Source organism: Ktedonobacter sp. SOSP1-85 (assembly GCF_016587415.1).
In the GTDB taxonomy this organism is placed as follows: Bacteria; Chloroflexota; Ktedonobacteria; order Ktedonobacterales; family Ktedonobacteraceae; genus Ktedonobacter.
On sequence record NZ_BNJI01000001.1, the window covers coordinates 6,514,673 to 6,536,258 of the forward strand.

The following is a 21,586-nucleotide window of genomic DNA, read 5'->3' on the forward strand; positions in this document are numbered from 1 at the left end:
GTACCTAGTTTCGTCGCGAACGGAGTTCGGAGCGTGCTCCGAACTGAGTCTGCTCATGAGGGCCTGCTCAGCGGCGAACCGTCGAGTAAGCCCGGGTTTGAAACACCGGGGTTCATGACTCCTGTATTAACAGGACCTGATGGCCCTTCCTGAGTAGTGATCTTTTTTCTAGCCAACAAGCGAACCGGACTTCATGTACGTTTTCAAGAGAGTATGGGCATATTGGAGTGTTTTGAATTTTGCTTCGTCACCGCCTGTATCTGGATGATAGCGCTTGACAAGCTGGCGATACTGCCGTTTCAGGTCCTCTTGTGTGGCTGTATGATCCAGGCCAAAGAAGCGCAATGCATTATCTATACCAGCCCGAGAGACCTGATATGGCTCTTGAAAGCTAGAATATTGCTGTTCGGCGCGCATCCTGGCCTCCCATAACAATGTTTCAAGTGGAGCTGAAAATTCTAGCCAGGTTGCAAAGTGTAAGAGCAATTGCTTGTGCAAACACCAGTAATTCCCCTTGACACTATATCGTTCATCAGTACGATAGAGCACAGCATACTCAGGGAGGAGGCGATAGGCATTGATGGCTTTGCGCAAGGTAGCAAATGCGTCCTTTACAGATTGGCGAACTTCTCGATTGTGTGAATTTATACCGTGATCCTCAATATGGATCCTATAATAATCATTTCCTACATCATAAATGTTTTTTACACGTAATAGATACATTCATTATCCTCAACCATGCGCGATACATCGTGGTTCTTTCTTTTTTCTCTTATGAGTGAACCGCCGTCTTTGTCAGTTCCTCGCTGACCTCCCACATCCGCTTCTGGAGCTCTTCGTCGTAGGAGAGCTTGCTGGAAGTCACAGGGGCGCATTTGACGAAGTATTTGCCCGATACACCCTCGATCTCTGGTGAAGAGGCCAGGTAGATCGAGGTTTTCGCGCCCGCTTCCACGTTGATACCCATGAATCTACCCACAACACTCATGAATGGTTTCAACGGGCCGGGTGCGGCATTTTGCGAGATATTGGTGGCGACAAAGCCGGGATGAAGCGCATTGACGGTTACTGATGTATCTTTGAGCCGTCGGGCCAGTTCGTAAGTGACCAGCAAATTAGCCAGCTTCGATTGAGAATATGCCTGCAGGTCCAACCCGCCATACTTTTTCTGCGATTGTAGATCGTCAAAGTTAATTTTACCGCTGAAATGCGCTCCGGAGTTCACATTGACGATGCGGGCAGGCTCGCTGGCCTGTAAGGTATCCAACAAGAGATTAGTGAACAAAAATGGGGCGATATGGTTGACGGCTAGCGACATTTCGATGCCATCGACGCTCTCACGACGACTGGGGAACATCGCGCCTGCGTTATTCAGTAATACATGTAACTGAGTGTATCTTTTCTTGAACTGCTCCACCAACTGACGGATGGATTGCTGTGATGACAGGTCGGCCAGTAACAAATCAACGGCATTACTTCCGCTCGCTGCCTTGATCTCTTGCTGGGCTGCTTCCCCTTTGTCGCGGCTGCGGCAGATCAGCACAACGGTCGCCCCCATCTTTGCCAGTTCTCGTGCCGCGACCTTGCCAATCCCTGAGTTCGCGCCTGTAACGATACAGATTTTTCCACTCATATGTGTTTGCATAATATTCTCCAATCATCAAAAAAGCCTATTATGATTGTATCATAGCTCTCTATTGGAGAGAGAGCGTTTCCCAACGATATCGGACTTCTGGTGGATGCACACTGTCTTCTTGCAGGAGTGCACCTGGTCGCGCTTCGGTCTTACCGCGCTCACTTCAGGACGTGGGGTTGACCCAATTTGGAAGAGTGCCTGAAGTGAAGGGGAGAAGGACAAATCTCTCTTCTTTTACAGAGGAAGAATGTTCAAAGCGCCGACTAGCAAACGCTGAGAGAACGGCGCCAGAACCGGGTGTCTCTACCGCCGATGAACAAATGTCGGTGGATGGTCCGCCAATGGCAGCCAGAGCCGTTTCTGATTGAGTAGTGACGCCTGTATGATCTGCCTGGCGCTCTTTCATACGATAGCTGCGGCCATTAAACAAGAAAATGGTAATATTATAATAAAGGGGTACAAAGTGATTAGTAACGAGTTTTTACTTTTCCATGGGCTAACAATCCTCTATTCTGAGCCAGAAGCTATAGAGTACTATTCATCCGTAGCCATGTTTTTTGCATATGACACAGCAAAGGAAAGGATACTTTAGCCATGACCACATTAAGCAGCGTTGAACCGATCCTGAGCGAGGATGAGGTTGCTCAATTTCATGAACTTGGCTATGTCCTCGTGAAAGGTGTACTTTCACGGGATGAAGCCGCCTATTACCATGGCCAGATTTTAAATCTAGTCCCACGTGATTTGACCCTCCCGGCCCATTGGGGCACCCGCAATGGTAGACTCAAACCAATGAATGAAAATGGAAGCCAGACAATTGATACGCCGGAACTTTTACCACTGATGATCAATGAGAAACTTTATAGAGCGGCAGTCCAATTGCTTGGCTCGACGCGCTTGCGATCGATGGATGGGTCAATAGGCATTACGTTGCGTAATGCAGGCGAAAAAAATATTCTGAGTCAGCGTCTTCACCTTGATGCCTCTGTACCTAACACTGTGAATAACTTCCAATTTACACAACAAGAATTACAGGTTGGGGGATGCTACTATTTCAATACTGTTGAACCGCAAGGCGGTGGTATCCATGTCGTTCCTGGGGGACATCGACTCGTCGAGGAAAAAGCACGAGCACATGCAGAAGGACGTCAACTTTATGAAAAATGGAAAAACATTACCGATTTCCCGGAAACAGTCGAGGTAACCGGGGAGGCGGGAGATTTTGCCTTACTCCATCATCTGATGCCACATGCGGCATCACATAACCACCTGCCCAGGCCGCGAATAGCTCAATTTACCCGCTTCATCCGTGAGGATCATCCGCATTATCCAGCCAGGCCTGCTGCGCTTGATCAATATAATCAAGCACAACTTCGTGTGATGACTCCGTTGGGCCGTAAACTACTGGGTATTGATCCCTGGTAGCAATACATTATCCTTTTCGCGTTCTCAAAATAGACGACGTACTCCACAATTTCTTATCGAACCGGCCCGTAACCCCCCTACCTTTAGGCATGGGGATAGAAGGGCCGTTCCTTTTGAGGATGGCATGAGAGGGTGGTGACAATTTCTTGGGGCGTCTTCCCTGCCCAGCTCTCCACCACCATGTGGGCGTGAAACTTCCAATCGGCGGGCGCATGGCGGCTCCCGGCTAGTTTACGCACCTGGCGTTCTTCTCGTCCATCTTGCGCCATTCGCGCTTGCAGGTGCTTCGGCATCGCTCTACTCCTCTCGGTGACTTGCTTTTTCCTCTTCGTGCTTCCTCTCCAGGAGCAACATGCTGTGGTGCATTTCGATAGCCAGGAACATCTTTTTACCCTATACCGCCGCTGAAAGCCCCTGAACTTCAGTCATGGGGATGAAAGCGGCGTTCCTTTTTCGGGGCGAGGGTGTGGAGGGAAACAGATGATGCGAACAAATGTTCTTGACAGCAGATAGCTCTTAGCTGTATACTGTATGCGATGAGTGAAACCTACAAGAGCAACCGGAACGTGTATTATAGTTGCCACTACCACGTGGTCTGGTGCCCGAAATATCGGCGAAACGTGTTGATCGGGCCAATTGAAACACGCCTGAAAGAGATCATTGCCCAGGTGTGTCAGGAATGCCAGGCCGAGGTGGAAGAACTGGAAATCATACCTGATCACGTGCATCTGCTGGTCAGTGTCGATCCTCAGTTCGGCATTCACCGCCTCATAAAGCTCATCAAAGGACGTTCCTCCCGGGTTCTGCGACAGGAATTTCCTGCGTTGAAACGCCGCTTGCCGAGCTTGTGGACGAATTCCTATTTTGTCGGAACAACTGGGGGAGCGCTCCTCTCCTTGATCAAGCAGTATATTGAGCAACAAAAGCATGTCTAAGCGAGAGAAACCACCAAAAGAGAAAAAGCCGACCAGAACCTACCAGTTCAGGCTCTATCCGACACACAAGCAAGAGCGAACATTGGAAGCATGGCTGACGCTCTGCTGTGAAGTCTATAATGCGGCTCTCGATGAACGCAAAAGCGCCTATCGCATCGCAGGGAGGTCTCTCTCGTATGAGGATCAATGTGCCGAGTTGCCCGGCTGCAAAGAAGTTCGCCCAGATCTGGCTCTTGTGCCCTCCCAGGTGCTCCAGGATGTGGTGAAGCGGGTGGATCTGGCCTTTGCCGCGTTCTTTCAGCGTGTCGAAGAAGGAAAAACCCCGGGCTTTCCCCGCTTTAAATCACGTTTTCGCTATCATTCGCTGACCTTCAAACAATATGGCAATAGCTTCAAGATCCATACCCAGGGCCAGAAGAACCGAGGGATGCTGGAACTGGCAAAATTCGGTCAGGTGAAAATGGTTCTGCATCGCCCGATCACAGGAACCCCCAAGACAGCGATTGTCAAACGCACTCCGACGGGCAAATGGTTTGTGAATATCACAGTGGAAGGCTCTCCGAAACAGACCCAGGAGAGCCACATGCCGCCTTCAGAGAAAGAAGTCGGCATTGATGTTGGCTTGAAAACCTTTGCCTACTTGAGCACAGCGGAAGAGATCGCCAATCCCCGCTTTTTTCGCGAGGACGAAGCAAGGCTGGCGCGCGCCCAACGCAAACTCTCCAAAGCTGCCAGGGGAAGCAAAGAGCGCGACAAGAAACGCAAAATTGTTGCGCGCACGCACGAGCGGATTGCCAACCGACGCAAAAACTTCATTGAGCAAGAAGTGTGCAAACTGGTCGCCCGCTTTGGCTTCATTGCTGTGGAAGCGCTCGTCGTGCGCAATATGGTCAAAAACCCGCGCCTTGCGAAATCGATCGCCGATGCGTCGTGGTCACAGTTTTTCATGCGCTTGCTCGCCAAAGCGGAAGAAGCTGGGAGGCAGGTCGTGAAAGTCAACCCGGCGTATACGTCCCAGACCTGTTCTGCTTGCGGTTGTCGTCAGCCGATGCCGCTGTCAGTGCGGGTCTACGAGTGCCCCCAGTGTGGTCTGGTCATCCACCGCGACCACAATGGAAGCCTCAATATCTTAGCAAATGCACGTCAAGCCTGTGGACGAGCAGGCCGAGTCATTCCAGAAGCCCCCGGCTTGTAGCCGTGGGGAGTCGTCACCAAGCTAGAGTGCTTATCAAGCTTAAAGTCCATCCTGCACGTTGGAATCTTTCCCTCCAAGTATACCCTGGTTCATTCGCGGCGGTGCTCCGCAGAGCATGCCTCTTTTTAATTTGAACGCCCTGACAATAATTTGCTCTACCCTTGACAATAGACAGATCAGTCTGTCTATTATTCTTGAGTGCAAATACAGAGATTTTTTTGCAGAAGGGAAGTCGTCTCATGAATGATCGTGCATTCACACCATACGAGCGTCTCATCGAGACGATGTCAGGGTTATTCTATCGGGAAGGTATTCACGCACCAGGAATAGATCGCATCGTGAAAGAGTCCCGTGTTGCCAAGATGAGCTTCTATAAGTATTTTCCCTCAAAGGACCATCTGGTGATCGCCTACTTACAAAAGCGGGATGTTCGCTGGCGAGCCTGGTTAGAAGAGGCGGTGCATCGCATCGGTGTGACACCTGAAGACTGCATTCTTGCTATCTTTGATGTGCTCGACGAATGGTTTCACTCTTCCGATTTTCACGGCTGTGGTTTCATCAATGCTGCCGCCGAATTTAACGACGAGCAACGTTTTGTGCGTGATATCGTGAATGAACATAAACAACTGGTCCATGACTACGTGAAGCAGTTAGCTCAGGCGGCGACCTTGGCTGACATTGACCGCGTTGCTTCACAGATTTGCCTGCTGATGGATGGCGCTATTGCCACAGCGTTAACGCAGAAGAATGTGAATGCGGCACAAACTGCACGCTAGCTTGTAAGTATGCTCCTGACGCAACATCACCAGTAAATACCAGATCAACAGAGAGGAGAAGATAGATGTCTCATCCGATAGATATGCAACTACCATTGAGGCCCACCAGTACGAGCGTCTACTGCTACGAAGTGCCCACGTAGAGGGGATGAGATATGGGTAGATGATATTTCGGTCGAGAGACCAGGCCGATCTTCACGGTCTGCCTTCCACGCCTTCTTCAAACCAACGCTTAAGCTGCCAGATAGACCCCATATGCTTTACTTTTGTACTCAATGAAAGCTGTTTGAATGAGCTTTTTCTCGTTGAGAACATATTCGCATGTGTTACCTGTTGTAGGAGCACTTCGTAGCAGTGATTCTTTACACTGGCCTACGGAGAGGAAAGGGTGGAGAGAGAATGCGTTCTTCTAGACGTCTTGGGGTGAGAGCAGGGATGTAGCTTTGCTACCAGGGATGGGGATATGTGAAAGGGAGAGCTACCACCGTATGTTGAAGATAAAGCAGACAAAGCAGCGTCTCATGAGAGACAGCAATGAGACGCTCATCACGACTCTTGAGACACTTCCTGGTGCATTGTTTGTGCTCGATGAGACCGCAACGATTGTGTATATCAATGCAAGCGCGCAGGCCATGCTAGGAGCATCACCAGAGACACTTATCTAACCGCGCCAGAAGACCCCTGTTGCGCAAACATGGGGATGAATGGCGCGCTCCTTTCTTGGGGCGGATAGGGCAGTGCAAATTGTTGCATTTTTACACCGTAACTGCTATAATGTATCCTATGAAACAGAAACGCGCTTTCAAGTACCGCGTGTATCCCACACCAGAACAACAGCAGATCCTTGCTCAAACCTTTGGGTGCTGTCGCGCGCGTCTATAACTGGGCATTGCGTAAGAAAACCGATGCCTATTACAACGACCATCAGCGACTCTATTACAAAGAGTTGAGTCTCCTGTTGACTGACGTGAAAAAGCAAGAAGAGACACACTGGTTGAACGCCGTTTCTAGCGTGCCCTTGCAGCAAGCTCTTCGTCACCTGGACAAAGCGTTTCTCAACTTCTTTGAAGGGCGTGCCAAGTACCCCACCTTCCACAAAAAACGCAACAAGCAATCCGCCACCTATACCGCCAATGCTTTTACCTGGCACAATGGAGCTCTCACACTCGCCAAGATGAACGAACCCCTTGATATACGCTGGTCGCGCCCTCTGCCAAAAGACGCACCCCCTTCGAGTGTGACCATCTCCAAAGACTGTGCCAATCGCTACGCGCATCAGCATCCTTGTGGAAGACGAGATTGAGCATGTGCCTGCCAATGAGCAGGCGATTGGAGCTGATCTTGGTTTAAAGTCCTTTGTGGTCCTCTCGACCGGTGAAGTGGTGGGCAATCCCAGGTTCTTCCACAAGGATGAAAAGAAACTGGCCAAAGCCCAACGTTGTCATGCCAGGAAGAAAAAGGGCTCGAAAAACCGAGACAAGGCACGTCTCAACGTAGCACGCATTCATGCCCGTATCGCTGATCGCCGCCGTGACGCGCCTGCACAAACTTTCGACCCGACTCATACGCGAGAACCAAGTGGTGTGTGTCGAGTCGTTGGCAGTCAAGAACATGGTCAAGCACCCAACCCTCAGCAAAGCGATCAGCGATGTGGGATGGAGCGAGTTTGTGTCCCAACTCGAATACAAGGCCAACTGGTATGGTCGAAACGTGGTCAAGATTGACAAATGGTATCCTTCCAGTAAGCGCTGTTTCGATTGTGGTCATCTCCTCGACTCCTTAGCGCTTGATGTCCGTCAATGGGACTGCCCAGAATGTGGGGTCCATCATGACCGCGATATCAACGCAGCAAAGAACATTGTGGCCGTGGGGCTCACGGTCCTTAACGCCTGTGGAGAGTCTGTAAGACCTGGACGGGCTTTGTCTCGTTCAGGCAAGACTCAGCGAAGCAGGAAACCCTAGAGGCGACTCGAGGAATCCCCTGGCTTGAGCCATGGGGAGGATGTCAATGGGAACAACTTCTGGTGCAGCGCTCCCCACCTGGTGAGCCCCGCGCTCTACCAGGCCGCGCACAAGACGAAACAGACCCGAGAATCGACGGAAGTGGAGTATGTTTCTCTCGTGACCCGCAACTGGCTACACGTGCAGCTCACTCCGACCGTTGGGGGACTGGTGTTACATGTCCACGAGAAAAGAGAACCTTTACCTCGCCAGGAGACATGTTTCCCAGACGAACACCTCGCCGCTGATGTCCTGGAGAACATGTATGTCGGAGTCGGATTTCTTACGCCCGAGGGAATCTTGTTGGACATCAATGAGGCTCCGTTAGCAGATGCGCAGATCCGACGCGAGGAGGTGATTGGCAAACCGTTTGCCCAAACCCCCTGGTGGACCTTTTATCCCGCGAGTCAAGACCAATTACGCGCAGCCATCGCACGCGCCAGCAGGGGAGAAACGGTGCGTTTCGAGACGCTGGTTCACCCCAGAGAGGGGATGGACCTTCACCTTGAGGCAACGGTCATTCCCCACAAGGACGTGAACCACCACGTCGAGTACCTCGTCTATGTCGGAACTGACATCACCGAGCGCAAGCGAGCCGAAGGGGAAATCCATGCCCTCATCGATGCCATCCCTCAGCAGGTCTGGATCGGGCGACCGGACGGCTCTGTTGACTCGTTTAATCAACGCTGGCGCGACTATACTGGCCTGAGCACCGAAGAGGGCCAGAGAGGGGGATGGATCCATCCTGAGGACCGGCAACGCGATCGCTTCCTATGGCAGCACGCCGCCAAGACCGGCGAGGTGTATGAAACGGAACACCGCATCCGTCATGGGGCGACCGGAGCCTATCGCTGGTTTTTAACACGCGCCATGCCAATACGTGATGAAACAGGCCAGATCATCAAATGGTTGGGGACCTGTACCGACACTGAAGACCAGAAACGAGCCGAGCAGCAACTCAAAGAAAGCCGGGAGAACTGGCGGGTGCTAGCCGAAACCGTGCCACACTTGGTGTGGGCCGTGCGATCCGATGGTCGTCTTGAGTACGCCAATCAGCGAGCGTACAACTACCTTGGTGCTTCTCCTGAATCCATGCTGGGCGAGGAATGGCAGCAATTCCTGCATCGGGAGGATTATGAGCGTGTTGAGGCTGTTCGGCGTCACGCGCTTGAAACAGGGGAACCCTATGAGATCGAATATCGTCTCAAGGAGAACCAAACGGGAGCGTATCGCTGGTTTTTAGACCGGGCCTTGCCAGTACGCGATGAAACAGGCCAAGTCGTCAAATGGTTGGGGACCAGTACCGACATCGAGGAGCGGAAACGGACGGAGGAAGCCTTACGAGAGAGCCAGGAACGCGTCAACATCCTGATGAACTCCCGTATTATCGGGATCTTTTTCGCCGAAGGAGAGCAGATTGTGGATGCCAATGACACCTATCTGCGCATGATCGGCTATACCCGCGAAGATCTGTGTGAAGGGAGCATCAACTGGATGCGCATGACGCCTCCAGAGTATCTGACTCGCACTCAGCAAGCACGCCAGGAACTCGTTGTTCAACAATATGGAACCCCTTATGAGAAAGAATATGTCTGTAAAGATGGCAGTCGCCTTCCCGTGATTGTGGGAGCCGTGGCCTTACGACGCGACCCGCTGCTCCGCACAATCGGCTTTGTGCTGGATAACACCGCGCGCAAGGAGTTAGAGCAGCGCAAGGATAACTTTATCAGCATGGCGAGCCATGAACTGAGGAACCCACTCACGGCCTTGAAGCTACAGACCACCTTGCTGCACAGGCAACTGGCAAAGCAGGGCACACAGGTATCAGTTTCAGCCCTTTCGAGCATGGAGACACAGATCAACAAAGTTACTCGACTCGTAGAAGAGTTGCTAGATGTCTCCAAGATCCAGGCGGGGAAGTTGGAGTATCGGCAGGAGCCGGTGGATCTCGACGCGTTGCTGCGGGAAATCACCGACACCATGCAGTATACGCATCCCAGCCATACCATCGTGGTACATGGCGCGGCGCACAGCAGTCTACTGGGGGATCGAGATCGGCTGGGACAGGTGTTCATCAACCTGCTCAGCAATGCCATCAAGTATTCTCCCAGTGCACAGACCGTCGAGATGGACCTCTCCGCCTCCGCTGAGATGGTCACGATCCGTGTGCACGATTATGGACTGGGCATCCCGCGCGAGCAGCGTGACAAGATTTTTGAGCGCTTCTATCGAGTCCTTAGTGCCAAGCAGAGAGCGATTCCCGGCCTGGGGATGGGCTTGTACATTGTGGCGGAGATCGTCAAGCATCACGGGGGAACCATCTCGGTGGAGAGTGACGTGGGAAAAGGATCGACCTTTACGATCACCCTTCCCACGAGGAGGGAGGCCTGACTGTGGAATGGATGCCCACGTGGTTGAGCGCTACCCACTTTTGTATGCGAAGAGAAGCAGAGAACGAGCAAGTTCTACCAGTCGGAGAGAAGAGAAAGGCAACCACCTCTCGTCTGAGGAGCAAGAAAGCAGCTGGATGCTGGTGAAAATCTGGGAGAAAGACGGGTGGAGTCGTCTTTCTCCTAGCTCCAGAAGGGTGGTTTCGGTAATTGCATTGCTTGTGTCTGTTGTTCCTGACTCGATGGTTGTACATTCACGGGAAAGCAAAGATCCCGGTTGTCCATTTGGGGATTCCGCGACACCACCAATAGATGGGAATGGTCACCGCTTGCGTGCTCGCCTTATCAGTTCGTTGGAAGGCAGGGAGGGATTAAGCACTTTGCGTGCGACCTCAGCACCGGCGACAGGGAGCGTGCTCGCATCAAGCAGGCCAAGTTGCACCAGCACACTGGCCTGATCCCAGTAAATGCGTTCAGCAGCCATCTTGCCATCACGGCGTTGGACAATCACCACCATCGGAAATTCGACCCGTTTTCCGGTCGCGGGGATACCAGGAAGAAACCAGTCCATGTCGACTGAGTGCGTCAGGCGGACCACCATTTCATCCACGATGCGATCCACGCCCACCGTGCGCGAAATGGGGATCAATTCGATGTCAGCAGGCATCTGCGGAATAAAAGAGGCGGAGGATCTAATGAAAAGATGGCTGTTACATTGGTGATCGTTTTTTCGTGCTGGTATTGCGTGTAACGAGACAAACGGATCGTCTATAGCCTCAGCCTCTTTGCTCTGCTTGCCTCTTGACATATGTGAGGGGCGTAAATTTCTTCCAGGGAGGAAGATTGTGCGAAAAAAAGGTTGGCCAGAAAGCATACTTCTCCTTCTGCTGCTGTTTCTCCTTCTGCCTTCTCTCCCTGCTTGTGGTAACAGTGGCAATTCGAGGGGCGCTCTCAGCGTCGCCAGTAAACTTGATGTTGAATCACAACTTCTTACCAAGATGTATACTCTTTTGCTTCGAAAAAATGGGTACAGTGTCAAGGAGAAGGCTGCACTTGCCAATAGCGCGATCATATTTCAAGCTCTGCAAAATGGAGCGATTGATATGTATCCCGAATTTACCGCTACAGGCCTTAATAAGCTAAAGATCCCTTCTACCTATGATCCCCAAAAGGACTACCAACTGGTAAAGGAAGGCTTCAATAAAAAATATCAGATTACTTGGCTTGCAATGGCCCCTCTCAACGACGGCTATGAGCTCTGTACGTCAAGGGAAAATGCCCAGAAGTATAGGATCTTCTCTATTTCTGAAATGTTGCCCAGGATTTCACAATTCGCTCTCACCTCACCTGGCGACGGAGTTCGTTTTGTCGATGGTTTGAAGCGCACCTACCACATCACAACGAAGAGTTTTAAGAGCCTACGGACGCTTGACTATGGGCTCAGCTTCCAAGCGGTGAAAAGCAATAAAGCACAGATTACTGCCTGCTACGGCACTGATGCTACCGTTCCACAGAGTGGCTTCATCTTCTTGAAGGATGACAAGAATGGCTTTCCAGCCTTCAATCCGGCACCTATTGTGCGTAATAGTGTTTTGCAAAAATATCCTACTCTTCCCAACGTGCTTAATCCGTTGGCTCCTAAATTGACCACCGAGGGGAGTATTCAATTGCAGACCGATGTGGCCAACAGAAGGAAGAATGAGGGTGTCTCCACTGCCCGTGCGATCACCCTCGTCGCTACTGACTTTCTGAAGAAGCAACGGTTGCTCTAGTTTTTTGAATGCTGCGATAGTGCTGTGCAGCGCCCGCTCAGATGGAAGGCTTTGGCTAAGGGAAAGTGTGAGCGTGGATGTCGGGCTAACGACCTTCGCCACGCTCTCTGAGGGCACCTTCATAGCCAGCCCATGCCCCTTTCGGCCCACATCTATGAGTGCCCCGGCTGCGATCTGTCCATCGAATGAGATCACAACGCCAGAGAAGAGAAACCATTATATTGTCCATTCTAATCACCATATCGTCAATTGTTCCTAAGGTGTGTCAATTTTATACTAACAGCAGGTATTTTCACTGAAGGTTGTTTTAATTTAAACCCATAGCATGGAGGCAGTGTTGCTTCTACACAACGACGAGAGGAAGGTGTCGTCCATATGGCCAATACGGAAAAGCGTAATATTTTCCAGGACATCATGCAAGGCAAAATTGGGCGCCGAGATCTCCTGACACGGGCACTGATGGTCGGTATGACTGCGGGCAGTCTTGAGGCTTTACTGGTGGCCTGTGGAGGAGACCAGGGAGGTAGTGGCGGTGGTGGCTCCACAACCGTAAAGTACGCGAACTGGGCGTCAGCTGAATCAGCGACGAAGACGCAGATCGACCAGGCGTTGCAAGGTTTTGAGACGCAGTTTAAAGCCAAGGTCGAGAATATTGCCATTCCTTTCGATAACATGCTTACGCAGTTGCAGACTATGACCACTGGCGGTAATCCTCCAGATGTCATGGAGCTTAGCGGAAACTGGCCCTATGCCCTTGGCGGCGGCGGCGCGCTCCAGTCACTCAATTCCTATGCTGGGAGTTGGCGTAACGATGCCTTTACCAACACCTTTGAGGTAGGTTCCTACAAAGGTCAGGTCTACGCAGTTCCTTTCAGTATTTCGCCACATGGTTTCTGGTATAACAAAACCATCTTGCAGAAGTATGGCCTCAGCCCCGATAGGCCCCCCACTACCATAGATGAACTCAACAGTGTAATGGAAGAGCTACGGGCCAAGCTGCCCGCTAATGCTCATCCGATCGGTATTGATATATCCAAAACCGAATATGCACTCGTTGGCTTCTGGCCCTGGATCTGGACCTTTGGAGGTGATCCTATGCACGAAGACAACCAGGGTAACATTACCATCAACTGGGCAGATGATGGAACGGTGAAGGCCTTCCAGTGGCTGCAAGATGCGGTAAAGAAAAACTGGACTCCGCCCGATCAAGCCATCAAAGCTGAGCGCCAGTTGATGTCGACCGACCAGATGGTCTTCAAGCTCGATGGCCCTTACCTGACTGGTATCCTCCAGAGCGATAATCCATCCGTCTATAAGTCTGTCGCTGATGTCAATACACATTGGGGCGTGACCACCACGCCAGTTGGACCGGGACAAAGCGCTCCTGTAACTTGCGCCGATATTCACAACCTGGGCATGTCGGCCAACTCCAACAATAAAGATCTGGCCTGGAAGCTTATTGACTATCTGACTTCCAACAAGCAGGTACTGACCAACTATCTGGTTACAGAGGGTGTCTTCCCTCATAAGAGCCAGGTTACAAGCGGCGGCCCGTATGCCAATCTCTTCTCAGACGATATCAGCCAGGCTTTTATCAACAAAGTCTTCCCAACCATGCGTCCGCCAGCCTATCATCCTAAGTATAGCCAGGCCGCGACCTATGTCGTGACCGCGTTACAGGATATTGCAGGTGGCGCGAATGTCCCCAAACGTCTTGCGCAATTGAACACAGATGTGAAAACCGTCTTTGGGCAGTAGGCGCTCTATCACCACGAAATGGATATATAACGTACGCATATATCATTGTGGAGAGAGAATACAAGCTGTTTATCGAGATTGTTCTCGATAAACAGCCTGCATTCTCGCATGTTTGTTTCTAGCATAACGAGAAGAAAGGTGGCCACGTGTCTCTCATCAACACTCGGGTGCAGAAGTCACATGCTTTCAGGAATCGGCCATACTATGGACGTGGTCTTAACGGCCCATTGCTTTTCTGGGTTCTGCTCACACCATCGCTGATCCTGTTCATTGGCATCATCTTCTACCCCCTTTTTAACACGATTCTGCTCTCATTCCAATCGCTGAACCTGGCCGATCCTCTTGATAATAATTGGGTGGGCTTGAAAAATTATGTCGATGTGCTAACACGGCCAACCTATAATTTCTGGAGTTCCGCTGGATTTAGCCTCCTTTTCAGTGTCGTCACTACCTGCGCCTCGTTTGTCATTGGTTTTCTCTTCGCGATCATCCTTAACCAGCGCCTGCGCTTTCAGATGCTCTGGCGCGGCCTGGCCCTCATTCCCTGGGTCATTCCATATGTCGTGGTCGCCTATCTCTTCTTCTACATGTATAACTCTCAGTACGGGATCATCAATCAGCTTCTGACCTCGATCAATATCCTGGGATGGCACCCTTTCCCTCAGCCACTAGCATGGTTTGGCGGCGATGGGAAACTGGCCGTCGTCGCCGTGATCTTCGCAAGCATCTGGAACAAGTTCCCGTTCTTTACGCTGATGTTGCTCGCGGGTCTGCAAACTGTCCAGCAGGACTTACTGGATGCGGCGACGGTGGATGGTGCTGGAATGTGGGGGCGCTTCTGGCATGTTATCGTGCCACAGCTTCGTGGCATTATTGTCGTTGTCACGACGCTTCAATTCATTTGGAGCCTTAACGAATTCACCATCATCTACTCAATGACCCAGGGCGGTCCTGGCAATGCCACCAATAACATCATTGTCAATATTTATCGCACCGGTTTCATGAACCAGAATATCAGCATTGCAGCTACCATGGGCACGATCTGGCTGATCATGCTCCTCCTCCTTACTAATTTCTATATCCGTGTCATGGAAGGGAAGGCTGGGTCCCAATGAGTAAAGACATCTCTAACCGTCAACCGCTGATCACTACTCTGGAAGAGGCGAATGAAGGACAGGCGCGCGCACAGAGCGTAATGAGCGCGGAACAGCAACATTCGCGCCACGCCGATGCGCAGCGCCACCGCACAAGGTATGTCTTCATACGCATTGTGACCTACGCGCTCCTTGTCGCGCTGCTACTGTACGCCTTCTTTCCCATTTTCTGGCTCCTCTCCACGTCCTTTAAGTCTCAGGGGGAAGCCTTCTTCTATCCGCCAACCTTCTGGCCGCATCAATTCACGCCGCATAGCTACCAGATTCTCCCAGCGGACCAACAAGGCTTTGTACACTACTTCGCCAACAGCTTGATCGTCAGCGTCTGCACATGCCTGCTAACACTGCTAGCAGCTGTGCCTGGTGGTTACGTTCTCTCGCGTTTCCACTTTCGCGGCGTTCGAGCGGTGCTACTGGTGATCCTGGCGACACAGATGTTTCCATACGCGGTAATCTTGATCTCACTCTACACCCTGTTTCGCCAGTTGCATATGTTAAACACCTATCCCGCCCTGGTGCTGGCCTTTACCACATTTTCCTTGCCCTTTAGTATCTGGATGGTTAAGGGATTCTGCGATACGCTGCCTACCGACCTTGAAGAGGCGGGGCGCATTGATGGATTGAGCCGTGTGGGCGTCCTGGTGCGTATTGTCTTCCCCTTAATCGTTCCTGGCGTGGTCGCGGTTGGCTTCTTTGCCTTCCTCAATTCCTGGAATGAGCTGCTCTACGCAGTCACGCTGACGACCAGCCCAGATATGCGCACCATTCCAGCTGGCTTTATCGGCACCTACGTGGGTGAGTTCCAGGACCGCTGGCCCGATATGATGGCGGCCAGCGTCGTGGTCTCGCTTCCGATTGTGATCCTTTTCACCCTCTTCCAGAAACAACTGGTAAGTGGTCTCACCGCTGGCGCGGTCAAAGGTTAACGGAAATTCTAGGCAAGGCCAGTAGAACCCTGCTAGCCCTGCCGGGACCGGCGATAGTCACTAGGGGATTGACCTATCACCTTGCGAAAGACGCGTGAAAAATAATAGGGATCGTGGATGCCAACGCTCTTGCTTACCTCTTTGATACTCGCATTCGTCATGTCAAGGTAGAGGCAGGAGCGTTGCATCTTGAGACGCAGGTAGTAATCAATCGGGGAATAGCCAGTCACCTGTTTGAACATGTGAATAAAGTGAGGTTTGGAGAGGTTGACATGGTGGGCCAGGTCGTCGAGCGTGAGGGAGGACTGTATCTGTTCAAGCATGTATTGGATGGCGCGTTCGATGACCTCTTTCTTGTTATCATCCTCCTGTGCGTCCCCATGCAAAAGTATACACATTCCTAGCAGGTAGTGCAGCGCCTGCGACACGTAGAGATAGTGCCGCAAAGAATAGCCTTTATACTGTAGAATACTGTAACACTCCTCAAAGAGGTTGATAATTTTTGTGGCCTGAGTGGAGGGGACATGGAGCGTTGCGTTAAGCATATCAAACTGTTGAACAAAATTCACTACCGCCTCGCCCTTCAAGTGAAACCAGTAAATACTCCAGGGATCGTCTTCGCTTGCGCCATAAATATGCGGCGTCTTGGCCGGAATCACCAGAAGTCTGCCCTTGGGTATACGCTGTTTCTTGCCCCTTTCCAGGATGACCCATCCCTCACCTTCTGCACAATAGATAAAAATATGCTCATCACAGCCATTTGATCGCTCGCGGTAATGGTAGCGCGCATGGGGAAAGAAGCCAATATCAGTGACATACAGGGGCTTCAAGAGTGAATGGGGCGAGGCATCTTCCAGGAAAGCCTCTGGAAGAACAATGAGCTTCTGCGCCTCAAAGCCATCCGCCTTTTGTATTATCTTCATCGTGCCTCGGCTCCTTGGTCCATACAAAACAATCAGAGGGACCGGCCCTACCTTCGGGCAGCGTTAGGAGAGACCATTATATAGTCCATCATAATCACGATATCGTCAATTGTCAATATAATTGCCTGCCAGTACACTAACATCAAAACTATAGTTAGTAGTACCAGGATGGATGATACATATGGAAGAACAATCCAGTTCACAGGTACGTGTGTGGGAAGAAGATATTGTCATTCCCACCTATGCCACTGGTCAACCGGATAAAAATCCAATGTTCTTAGAAAAACGGGTGTACCAGGGGAGCTCGGGCAAGGTTTATCCCTACCCGGTCATCAGCAAGATTGAGAATGAGAAGACGCTTCAGTCCTATCACCTCTTATGCCTTGAGAATGAATATCTGCATATTGAACTTCTGCCCGAGCTGGGAGGTCGTATCTATCGCGCACTCGACAAGACCAACAACTACGATTTTGTTTACTATAATCGCGTCATCAAGCCCGCTCTCGTCGGGCTGACCGGGCCTTGGATCTCTGGTGGCATCGAGTTTAACTGGCCACAACACCATCGACCAAATACGTATGGCCCGGTCGAATATCGTATTACGCATAACCAGGACGAGAGTAAAACCATCTGGGTAAGCGAAATAGACCGTATGTATGGCACGAAGATGACGGCTGGTTTTACACTTCATCCAGGCAAAGCTTATCTGGAAATCCAGGTGCAGCTCTATAATCGCACACCCCAACCGCAGACCTTTCTGTGGTGGGCCAATCCCGCGTTCGCCGTCAACGAGCATACCCAGTCTGTCTTCCCTCCCGATGTCCATGCCGTCTTCGATCATGGGAGACGGGATGTCTCCCGCTTCCCCATCGCCACTGGCACCTATTACAAAATGGACTATTCCGCAGGAGTGGACATTTCATGGTATAAAAACATTCCTGTCCCGACCTCTTATATGGCGTACCAGTCACGCTATGACTTTATTGGTGGATATGATCACGCCCTACAAGCCGGACTCCTTCATGTCGCGAACCATCATATTTCACCGGGGAAAAAACAATGGACATGGGGCAATGGCGAGTTTGGTAAGGCCTGGGATCGTAATCTGACCGATGAAGATGGACCGTATGTAGAACTCATGGTTGGCGTCTTCACCGATAACCAGCCCGATTTCTCCTGGCTCCAGCCCTACGAAACCAAATCCTTCAATCAGTATTTTATGCCCTATAAAAACATTGGGCTCGTCAAAAATGCCTCGATTGATGCCGCGGTCAACCTGGAAATTGATGATGCGAACCATCTCGCTAGCATTCAGGTCTACGCCACAGCTCTCTTCTCTGGTGCCGTGATCGACCTGAGAGGCAAGCATCAGCACTATCTGCGCGAAGTCACGACGCTCTCGCCTATTCAGACCTTTACTACCACGGTACCACTCAACCATGAAGAACAGGCGAATGACGTCACCATTACGGTCAGAGACGCGCAAGGGCGTCTCCTGGTAGCCTATACGCCAGTCCAATCGGAGATTGCGAAATTACCGGAGCCCGCCTCTCCACTTGGAACACCTGAAACACTGAGCAATAATGAGGCCCTCTACCTGGCTGGACAGCACCTGGAACAGTATCGCCACGCGACGTTTGAGCCCGACCCTTACTACCTGGAGGGGCTTAAACGCGATCCCGGTGATAGCCGTATTAACGTCGCGTACGGCAAGCTCCTCCTCCAAAGAGGACTATTTCGGACAAGTGAAAGCTATTTCCGCACTGCCATTGCAACCCTTACTCGCTATCATCCCAATCCCTACGATAGCGAAGCCTACTATCAGCTTGGCCAGGCCTTAAAGTTCCAGGGACGACTCGATGAAGCTTTCGCCGCACTTTATAAATCTACCTGGTCCGAGGCCTGGCAGAGCGCGGGCTACTTCACCCTCGCCCAGATCGCCTGTATGCACCAGCAATATACCGAGGCTCTGAAATTGGTTGAGCTCTCACTGCAACACCATACCTATAACTACAAAGCTCGCCATCTCAAAACGGCGCTGTTGCGTAAGCAGGGGCATGTGGACGAGGCCATGCATTTCGCCATTGAAACGACGCGGCTCGATGTTGCCGATTTTGGCGCGCCGTATGAGCGCATTCTGCTTCATACGGCAAAAGGTGAAGAGGCGCTGGCGCGGGAGAACGAAGAACAATTGACCGCTTTGATGCGCAGAGATGCGCATAACTATATTGCCCTGGCAACCGATTACGCACACAGTGGACTGTATGAGGAAAGTATCGCGCTGCTGTCCCACCTGACACGCGAGAGCCGTGAAAATCTCTCGCCCATGGTCTACTATTACCTCGCCTATTTTCATGACCAGACAGGGCAACAGGAGCAGGCACAGATCTATCGCCATGCAGGCCGGAAGGCGCCTACAGACTACTGTTTCCCCAACAGCCTCGATGATCTGATCGTCCTTGAACATATCACGAATGCCGATGCGAGTGATGCCCAAGCCCACTATTATCTTGGCAATTTGCTCTATGACAAGAAGCGGCATACAGATGCGATCCATCATTGGGAGACCTCAAGAGCGCTCGACACTGCTTTCGCGACGGTCCATCGTAATCTGGCCCTGGCTTACTACAACGCGCTGCACCAACCAGAGCAGGCATTGCGCTCACTCGAAACGGCCTTTGCGTGTGATCCGACCGATGCCCGCGTGCTTTACGAGTTAGACCAGCTCCGCAAAAAAATAGGGGTTGCCTCTGAAGAGAGGCTCACAAGCCTGGAGAAGCATCGAGGACTCGTCATCGAGCGTGATGATCTCTACCTGGAATACGTCACCTTGCTGAATACCTTACAACGCTATGAAGAGGCACTGGCGCTACTTACTGAGCATATATTCCATCCTTGGGAAGGCGGAGAAGGGCAGGTCGCCCGGCAATATATCTTCGCGCATGTCGAGTTAGGGAAGCGTGCGCTCCTGACGCGAGATAGCCAGCAAGCCATCGACACGCTTCAGCAGGCACTCATCTATCCCGAGAACCTCGCGGAAGGGAAATTGACGGGCACACTGGAGAATAATATTTACTACTACCTGGGTTGTGCTTACGCCGAACAGGGACTAGTAGACAATGCGAGAGGGTGCTTCCAACGCGCAGCCCATGGACTCGAAGAACCCACTAGCGCGATGTTCTACAACGATCAGCCACCAGATATGATCTTCTATCAAGGACTTGCGCAACTCCAGCTCCAGGATCAACAGAAAGCCAGGAGTCGCTTCCATAAACTGATCGATTATGGCGAGCAACATCTCTTCGATGCGGTCAAGATTGATTACTTCGCCGTCTCGTTGCCCGATTTCCTGGTCTTTGAGAGTGATCAGGATAAGCAAAATGAGATTCACTGTCACTATATGCTGGGGCTTGGGCATCTTGGCCTTCAGGAGTACGAGCAAGCCAGAACGCATTTCGAGCATGTCTTGCGCTTAGAAAGCTATCATCAAGGCGCGAAGGTTCACCTTGCAGTATGTAGCGACCCCGCGCTACTTTTTATCTCCTCGAAGGAGGCCTGATACAGTTTTCCCATCGCCTTTGAGTAGGGGGATAGTGGTGTGGGGGCTGGCATCCGCCAGCCCCCACACCACTATCCCCCTACTCCTGAGCTTACATCTTTTAGCGTGTGCCGAGATGAGTCTCAAGCCACCACTCTTTCATACCATTGGCGGGTAATATCTCATATCGCTGATATTTCTCGACCGCATCTTCCAGCGAGTCCTGTGCTCCGATACATGGCTCTAGACCAAGGTTGTAGTAGGGGGTGCTACCCGTGCCTGAGTAGCCCCGGGCATTCATCCATATTCCAAGCTGCGGAAGCTGGGCAGTATCAAAGGTGAAGCGAAATTCCCCGTCGCTTGCTATCAGTGCAGCAAAGCCTCGCGCAAGAGGTTGGCTCCACAGCTTGATCCCGATACCCGCAGTCTCGTCAGGCATGTAGCTCAAATCCCATTCATGCTCACCTAGCCTGGCATGGATGGGCCACGCTTGTTCACCAGATTGAGGATCAAGTTGGGCAGGCATGCTCACCCATGTATTCATACGTGTGTTGTCTGGCAACTGTATGCGCATTCCGGGCTCGACAGCGAAAAGCGGATGGCTACTCCAGATAAATGCAATGTCGTTATCAGACTGGTTCACGACGCGATAGTCAAATCGCAGGCTAGGTGAGTCAACGGTGATGCGGATGATGCGTTGGAACACATATGAGAGACCAATGCTTTGGGCCTGCATGTTGATTATCAAAGTGGCCTCAGTATCACTATCGCTCTTTATTGACCATTGCAGAGGCCAGATCTCCCCGTGATCTGGTATGCTTCGGCCCTTCCAGGGGGGAAGGGGATAGGAGCACGCGCTCACAGTGGGGAAACATTCGTCCCACCCACCTGTATCGGCCTCCTGATACGAGGTTCCATAATCATGCAGCTGATATGGAATTTGAGTGTTCGTCCAGAGCCATTCCCGTCCATTGCGCAAATCGCGGATACTGCTGATCTTTCCACCAAGATCTGGGATGATCGTCAGAGATAGCATCTGATTGGTTACGTGCAGTGCGCGGAAACCTTGGATCTCGGTTTCCTCTACATGAATTTTGCCTGACATGGAATCTCTCCACTTTTCTCACTGAATACCCCATACCCGTGAGTGGTTGCGG

At 51.5% G+C, this 21,586-nt stretch carries 17 protein-coding genes and 1 pseudogene; 12 read left to right on the forward strand and 6 right to left on the reverse strand.

All coding sequences use genetic code 11. The annotated features are described in order from the left end of the window. Nucleotides 1-168 precede the first annotated feature (168 nt). Both KTE_RS27490 and KTE_RS27495 read right to left on the reverse strand, forming a co-directional pair. Entirely contained in the window at nucleotides 169-594 is a 426-nt protein-coding gene (locus KTE_RS27490) for a J domain-containing protein (protein WP_201386631.1), read from the reverse strand. A gap of 178 nt (nucleotides 595-772) precedes the next feature. Then, nucleotides 773-1,645 (reverse strand): SDR family oxidoreductase, encoded by an 873-nt coding sequence (locus KTE_RS27495; RefSeq protein ID WP_201386632.1) that lies wholly within the window; start codon nucleotides 1,643-1,645, stop codon nucleotides 773-775. Nucleotides 1,646-2,230: 585 nt separating this feature from the next. On the opposite strand from KTE_RS27495, the gene KTE_RS27500 reads away from it, so the two are divergent. Continuing rightward, a complete protein-coding gene (locus tag KTE_RS27500; protein ID WP_201386641.1) occupies nucleotides 2,231-3,061 on the forward strand; it encodes a phytanoyl-CoA dioxygenase family protein in 831 nt (276 codons plus the stop codon). Nucleotides 3,062-3,144: 83 nt separating this feature from the next. Here the strand turns inward: KTE_RS27500 and KTE_RS27505 are convergent, their stop codons facing one another. Beyond that, nucleotides 3,145-3,354, reverse strand: coding sequence for a hypothetical protein (locus KTE_RS27505; protein ID WP_236600607.1), 210 nt, complete (start codon nucleotides 3,352-3,354; stop codon nucleotides 3,145-3,147). Nucleotides 3,355-3,597: 243 nt separating this feature from the next. On the opposite strand from KTE_RS27505, the gene tnpA reads away from it, so the two are divergent. From tnpA to KTE_RS27535, 6 genes and pseudogenes are all read left to right on the forward strand, one after another. Next, nucleotides 3,598-3,996 carry an IS200/IS605 family transposase gene (gene tnpA, locus KTE_RS27510; protein WP_201386643.1) on the forward strand — a complete coding sequence of 133 codons (399 nt, stop codon included), beginning with the start codon at nucleotides 3,598-3,600 and terminating at the stop codon, nucleotides 3,994-3,996. After that, nucleotides 3,989-5,191, forward strand: a complete 1,203-nt coding sequence (locus KTE_RS27515) for an RNA-guided endonuclease TnpB family protein (protein WP_201380033.1) — start codon at nucleotides 3,989-3,991, stop codon at nucleotides 5,189-5,191. The genes tnpA and KTE_RS27515 overlap by 8 nt, the downstream gene beginning before the upstream one ends. A 239-nt stretch (nucleotides 5,192-5,430) precedes the next feature. Beyond that, the gene (locus tag KTE_RS27520) at nucleotides 5,431-5,967 is read left to right on the forward strand and encodes a TetR/AcrR family transcriptional regulator (RefSeq protein WP_201386645.1); all 537 of its coding nucleotides are present in this window, start codon (nucleotides 5,431-5,433) and stop codon (nucleotides 5,965-5,967) included. A gap of 488 nt (nucleotides 5,968-6,455) precedes the next feature. Then, on the forward strand, nucleotides 6,456-6,632 hold the full coding sequence (locus KTE_RS27525; protein WP_236600608.1) for a PAS domain-containing protein: 177 nt from the start codon (nucleotides 6,456-6,458) through the stop codon (nucleotides 6,630-6,632). A gap of 118 nt (nucleotides 6,633-6,750) precedes the next feature. Next, nucleotides 6,751-7,929 (forward strand): annotated as a pseudogene (locus tag KTE_RS49810) (RNA-guided endonuclease InsQ/TnpB family protein). Nucleotides 7,930-7,953: 24 nt separating this feature from the next. Next, nucleotides 7,954-10,359, forward strand: a complete 2,406-nt coding sequence (locus tag KTE_RS27535) for a PAS domain S-box protein (RefSeq protein ID WP_201386651.1) — start codon at nucleotides 7,954-7,956, stop codon at nucleotides 10,357-10,359. A gap of 321 nt (nucleotides 10,360-10,680) precedes the next feature. Here the strand turns inward: KTE_RS27535 and KTE_RS47900 are convergent, their stop codons facing one another. Then, a complete protein-coding gene (locus tag KTE_RS47900) occupies nucleotides 10,681-11,232 on the reverse strand; it encodes an ester cyclase (RefSeq protein WP_236600610.1) in 552 nt (183 codons plus the stop codon). Here KTE_RS47900 and KTE_RS27545 point away from each other — a divergent pair. The 4 genes from KTE_RS27545 to KTE_RS27560 all read left to right on the forward strand — a co-directional run bounded on the left by KTE_RS27545 (nucleotide 11,204) and on the right by KTE_RS27560 (nucleotide 15,968). Beyond that, the gene (locus KTE_RS27545; protein ID WP_236600611.1) at nucleotides 11,204-12,130 is read left to right on the forward strand and encodes a glycine betaine ABC transporter substrate-binding protein; all 927 of its coding nucleotides are present in this window, start codon (nucleotides 11,204-11,206) and stop codon (nucleotides 12,128-12,130) included. The genes KTE_RS47900 and KTE_RS27545 overlap by 29 nt on opposite strands. A 375-nt stretch (nucleotides 12,131-12,505) precedes the next feature. Next, a complete protein-coding gene (locus KTE_RS27550; RefSeq protein ID WP_201386653.1) occupies nucleotides 12,506-13,888 on the forward strand; it encodes an ABC transporter substrate-binding protein in 1,383 nt (460 codons plus the stop codon). 146 nt (nucleotides 13,889-14,034) lie between these two features. After that, nucleotides 14,035-15,003, forward strand: coding sequence for a carbohydrate ABC transporter permease (locus tag KTE_RS27555; protein WP_201386655.1), 969 nt, complete (start codon nucleotides 14,035-14,037; stop codon nucleotides 15,001-15,003). Further along, on the forward strand, nucleotides 15,000-15,968 hold the full coding sequence (locus KTE_RS27560) for a carbohydrate ABC transporter permease (RefSeq protein ID WP_201386657.1): 969 nt from the start codon (nucleotides 15,000-15,002) through the stop codon (nucleotides 15,966-15,968). The genes KTE_RS27555 and KTE_RS27560 overlap by 4 nt, the downstream gene beginning before the upstream one ends. A gap of 32 nt (nucleotides 15,969-16,000) precedes the next feature. Here KTE_RS27560 and KTE_RS27565 read toward each other — a convergent pair whose 3' ends face one another. Next, on the reverse strand, nucleotides 16,001-16,891 hold the full coding sequence (locus tag KTE_RS27565; protein ID WP_201386659.1) for an AraC family transcriptional regulator: 891 nt from the start codon (nucleotides 16,889-16,891) through the stop codon (nucleotides 16,001-16,003). A 181-nt stretch (nucleotides 16,892-17,072) separates the two neighbouring features. Between KTE_RS27565 and KTE_RS27570 the strand changes: the two genes are divergently transcribed. Further along, the gene (locus KTE_RS27570; RefSeq protein WP_201386661.1) at nucleotides 17,073-20,450 is read left to right on the forward strand and encodes a DUF5107 domain-containing protein; all 3,378 of its coding nucleotides are present in this window, start codon (nucleotides 17,073-17,075) and stop codon (nucleotides 20,448-20,450) included. Between the two features lie 100 nt (nucleotides 20,451-20,550). Here KTE_RS27570 and KTE_RS27575 read toward each other — a convergent pair whose 3' ends face one another. Further along, complete coding sequence (locus KTE_RS27575) at nucleotides 20,551-21,534, reverse strand: hypothetical protein (protein WP_201386662.1); 984 nt, start codon at nucleotides 21,532-21,534, stop codon at nucleotides 20,551-20,553. Between the last annotated feature and the right edge of the window lie 52 nt (nucleotides 21,535-21,586).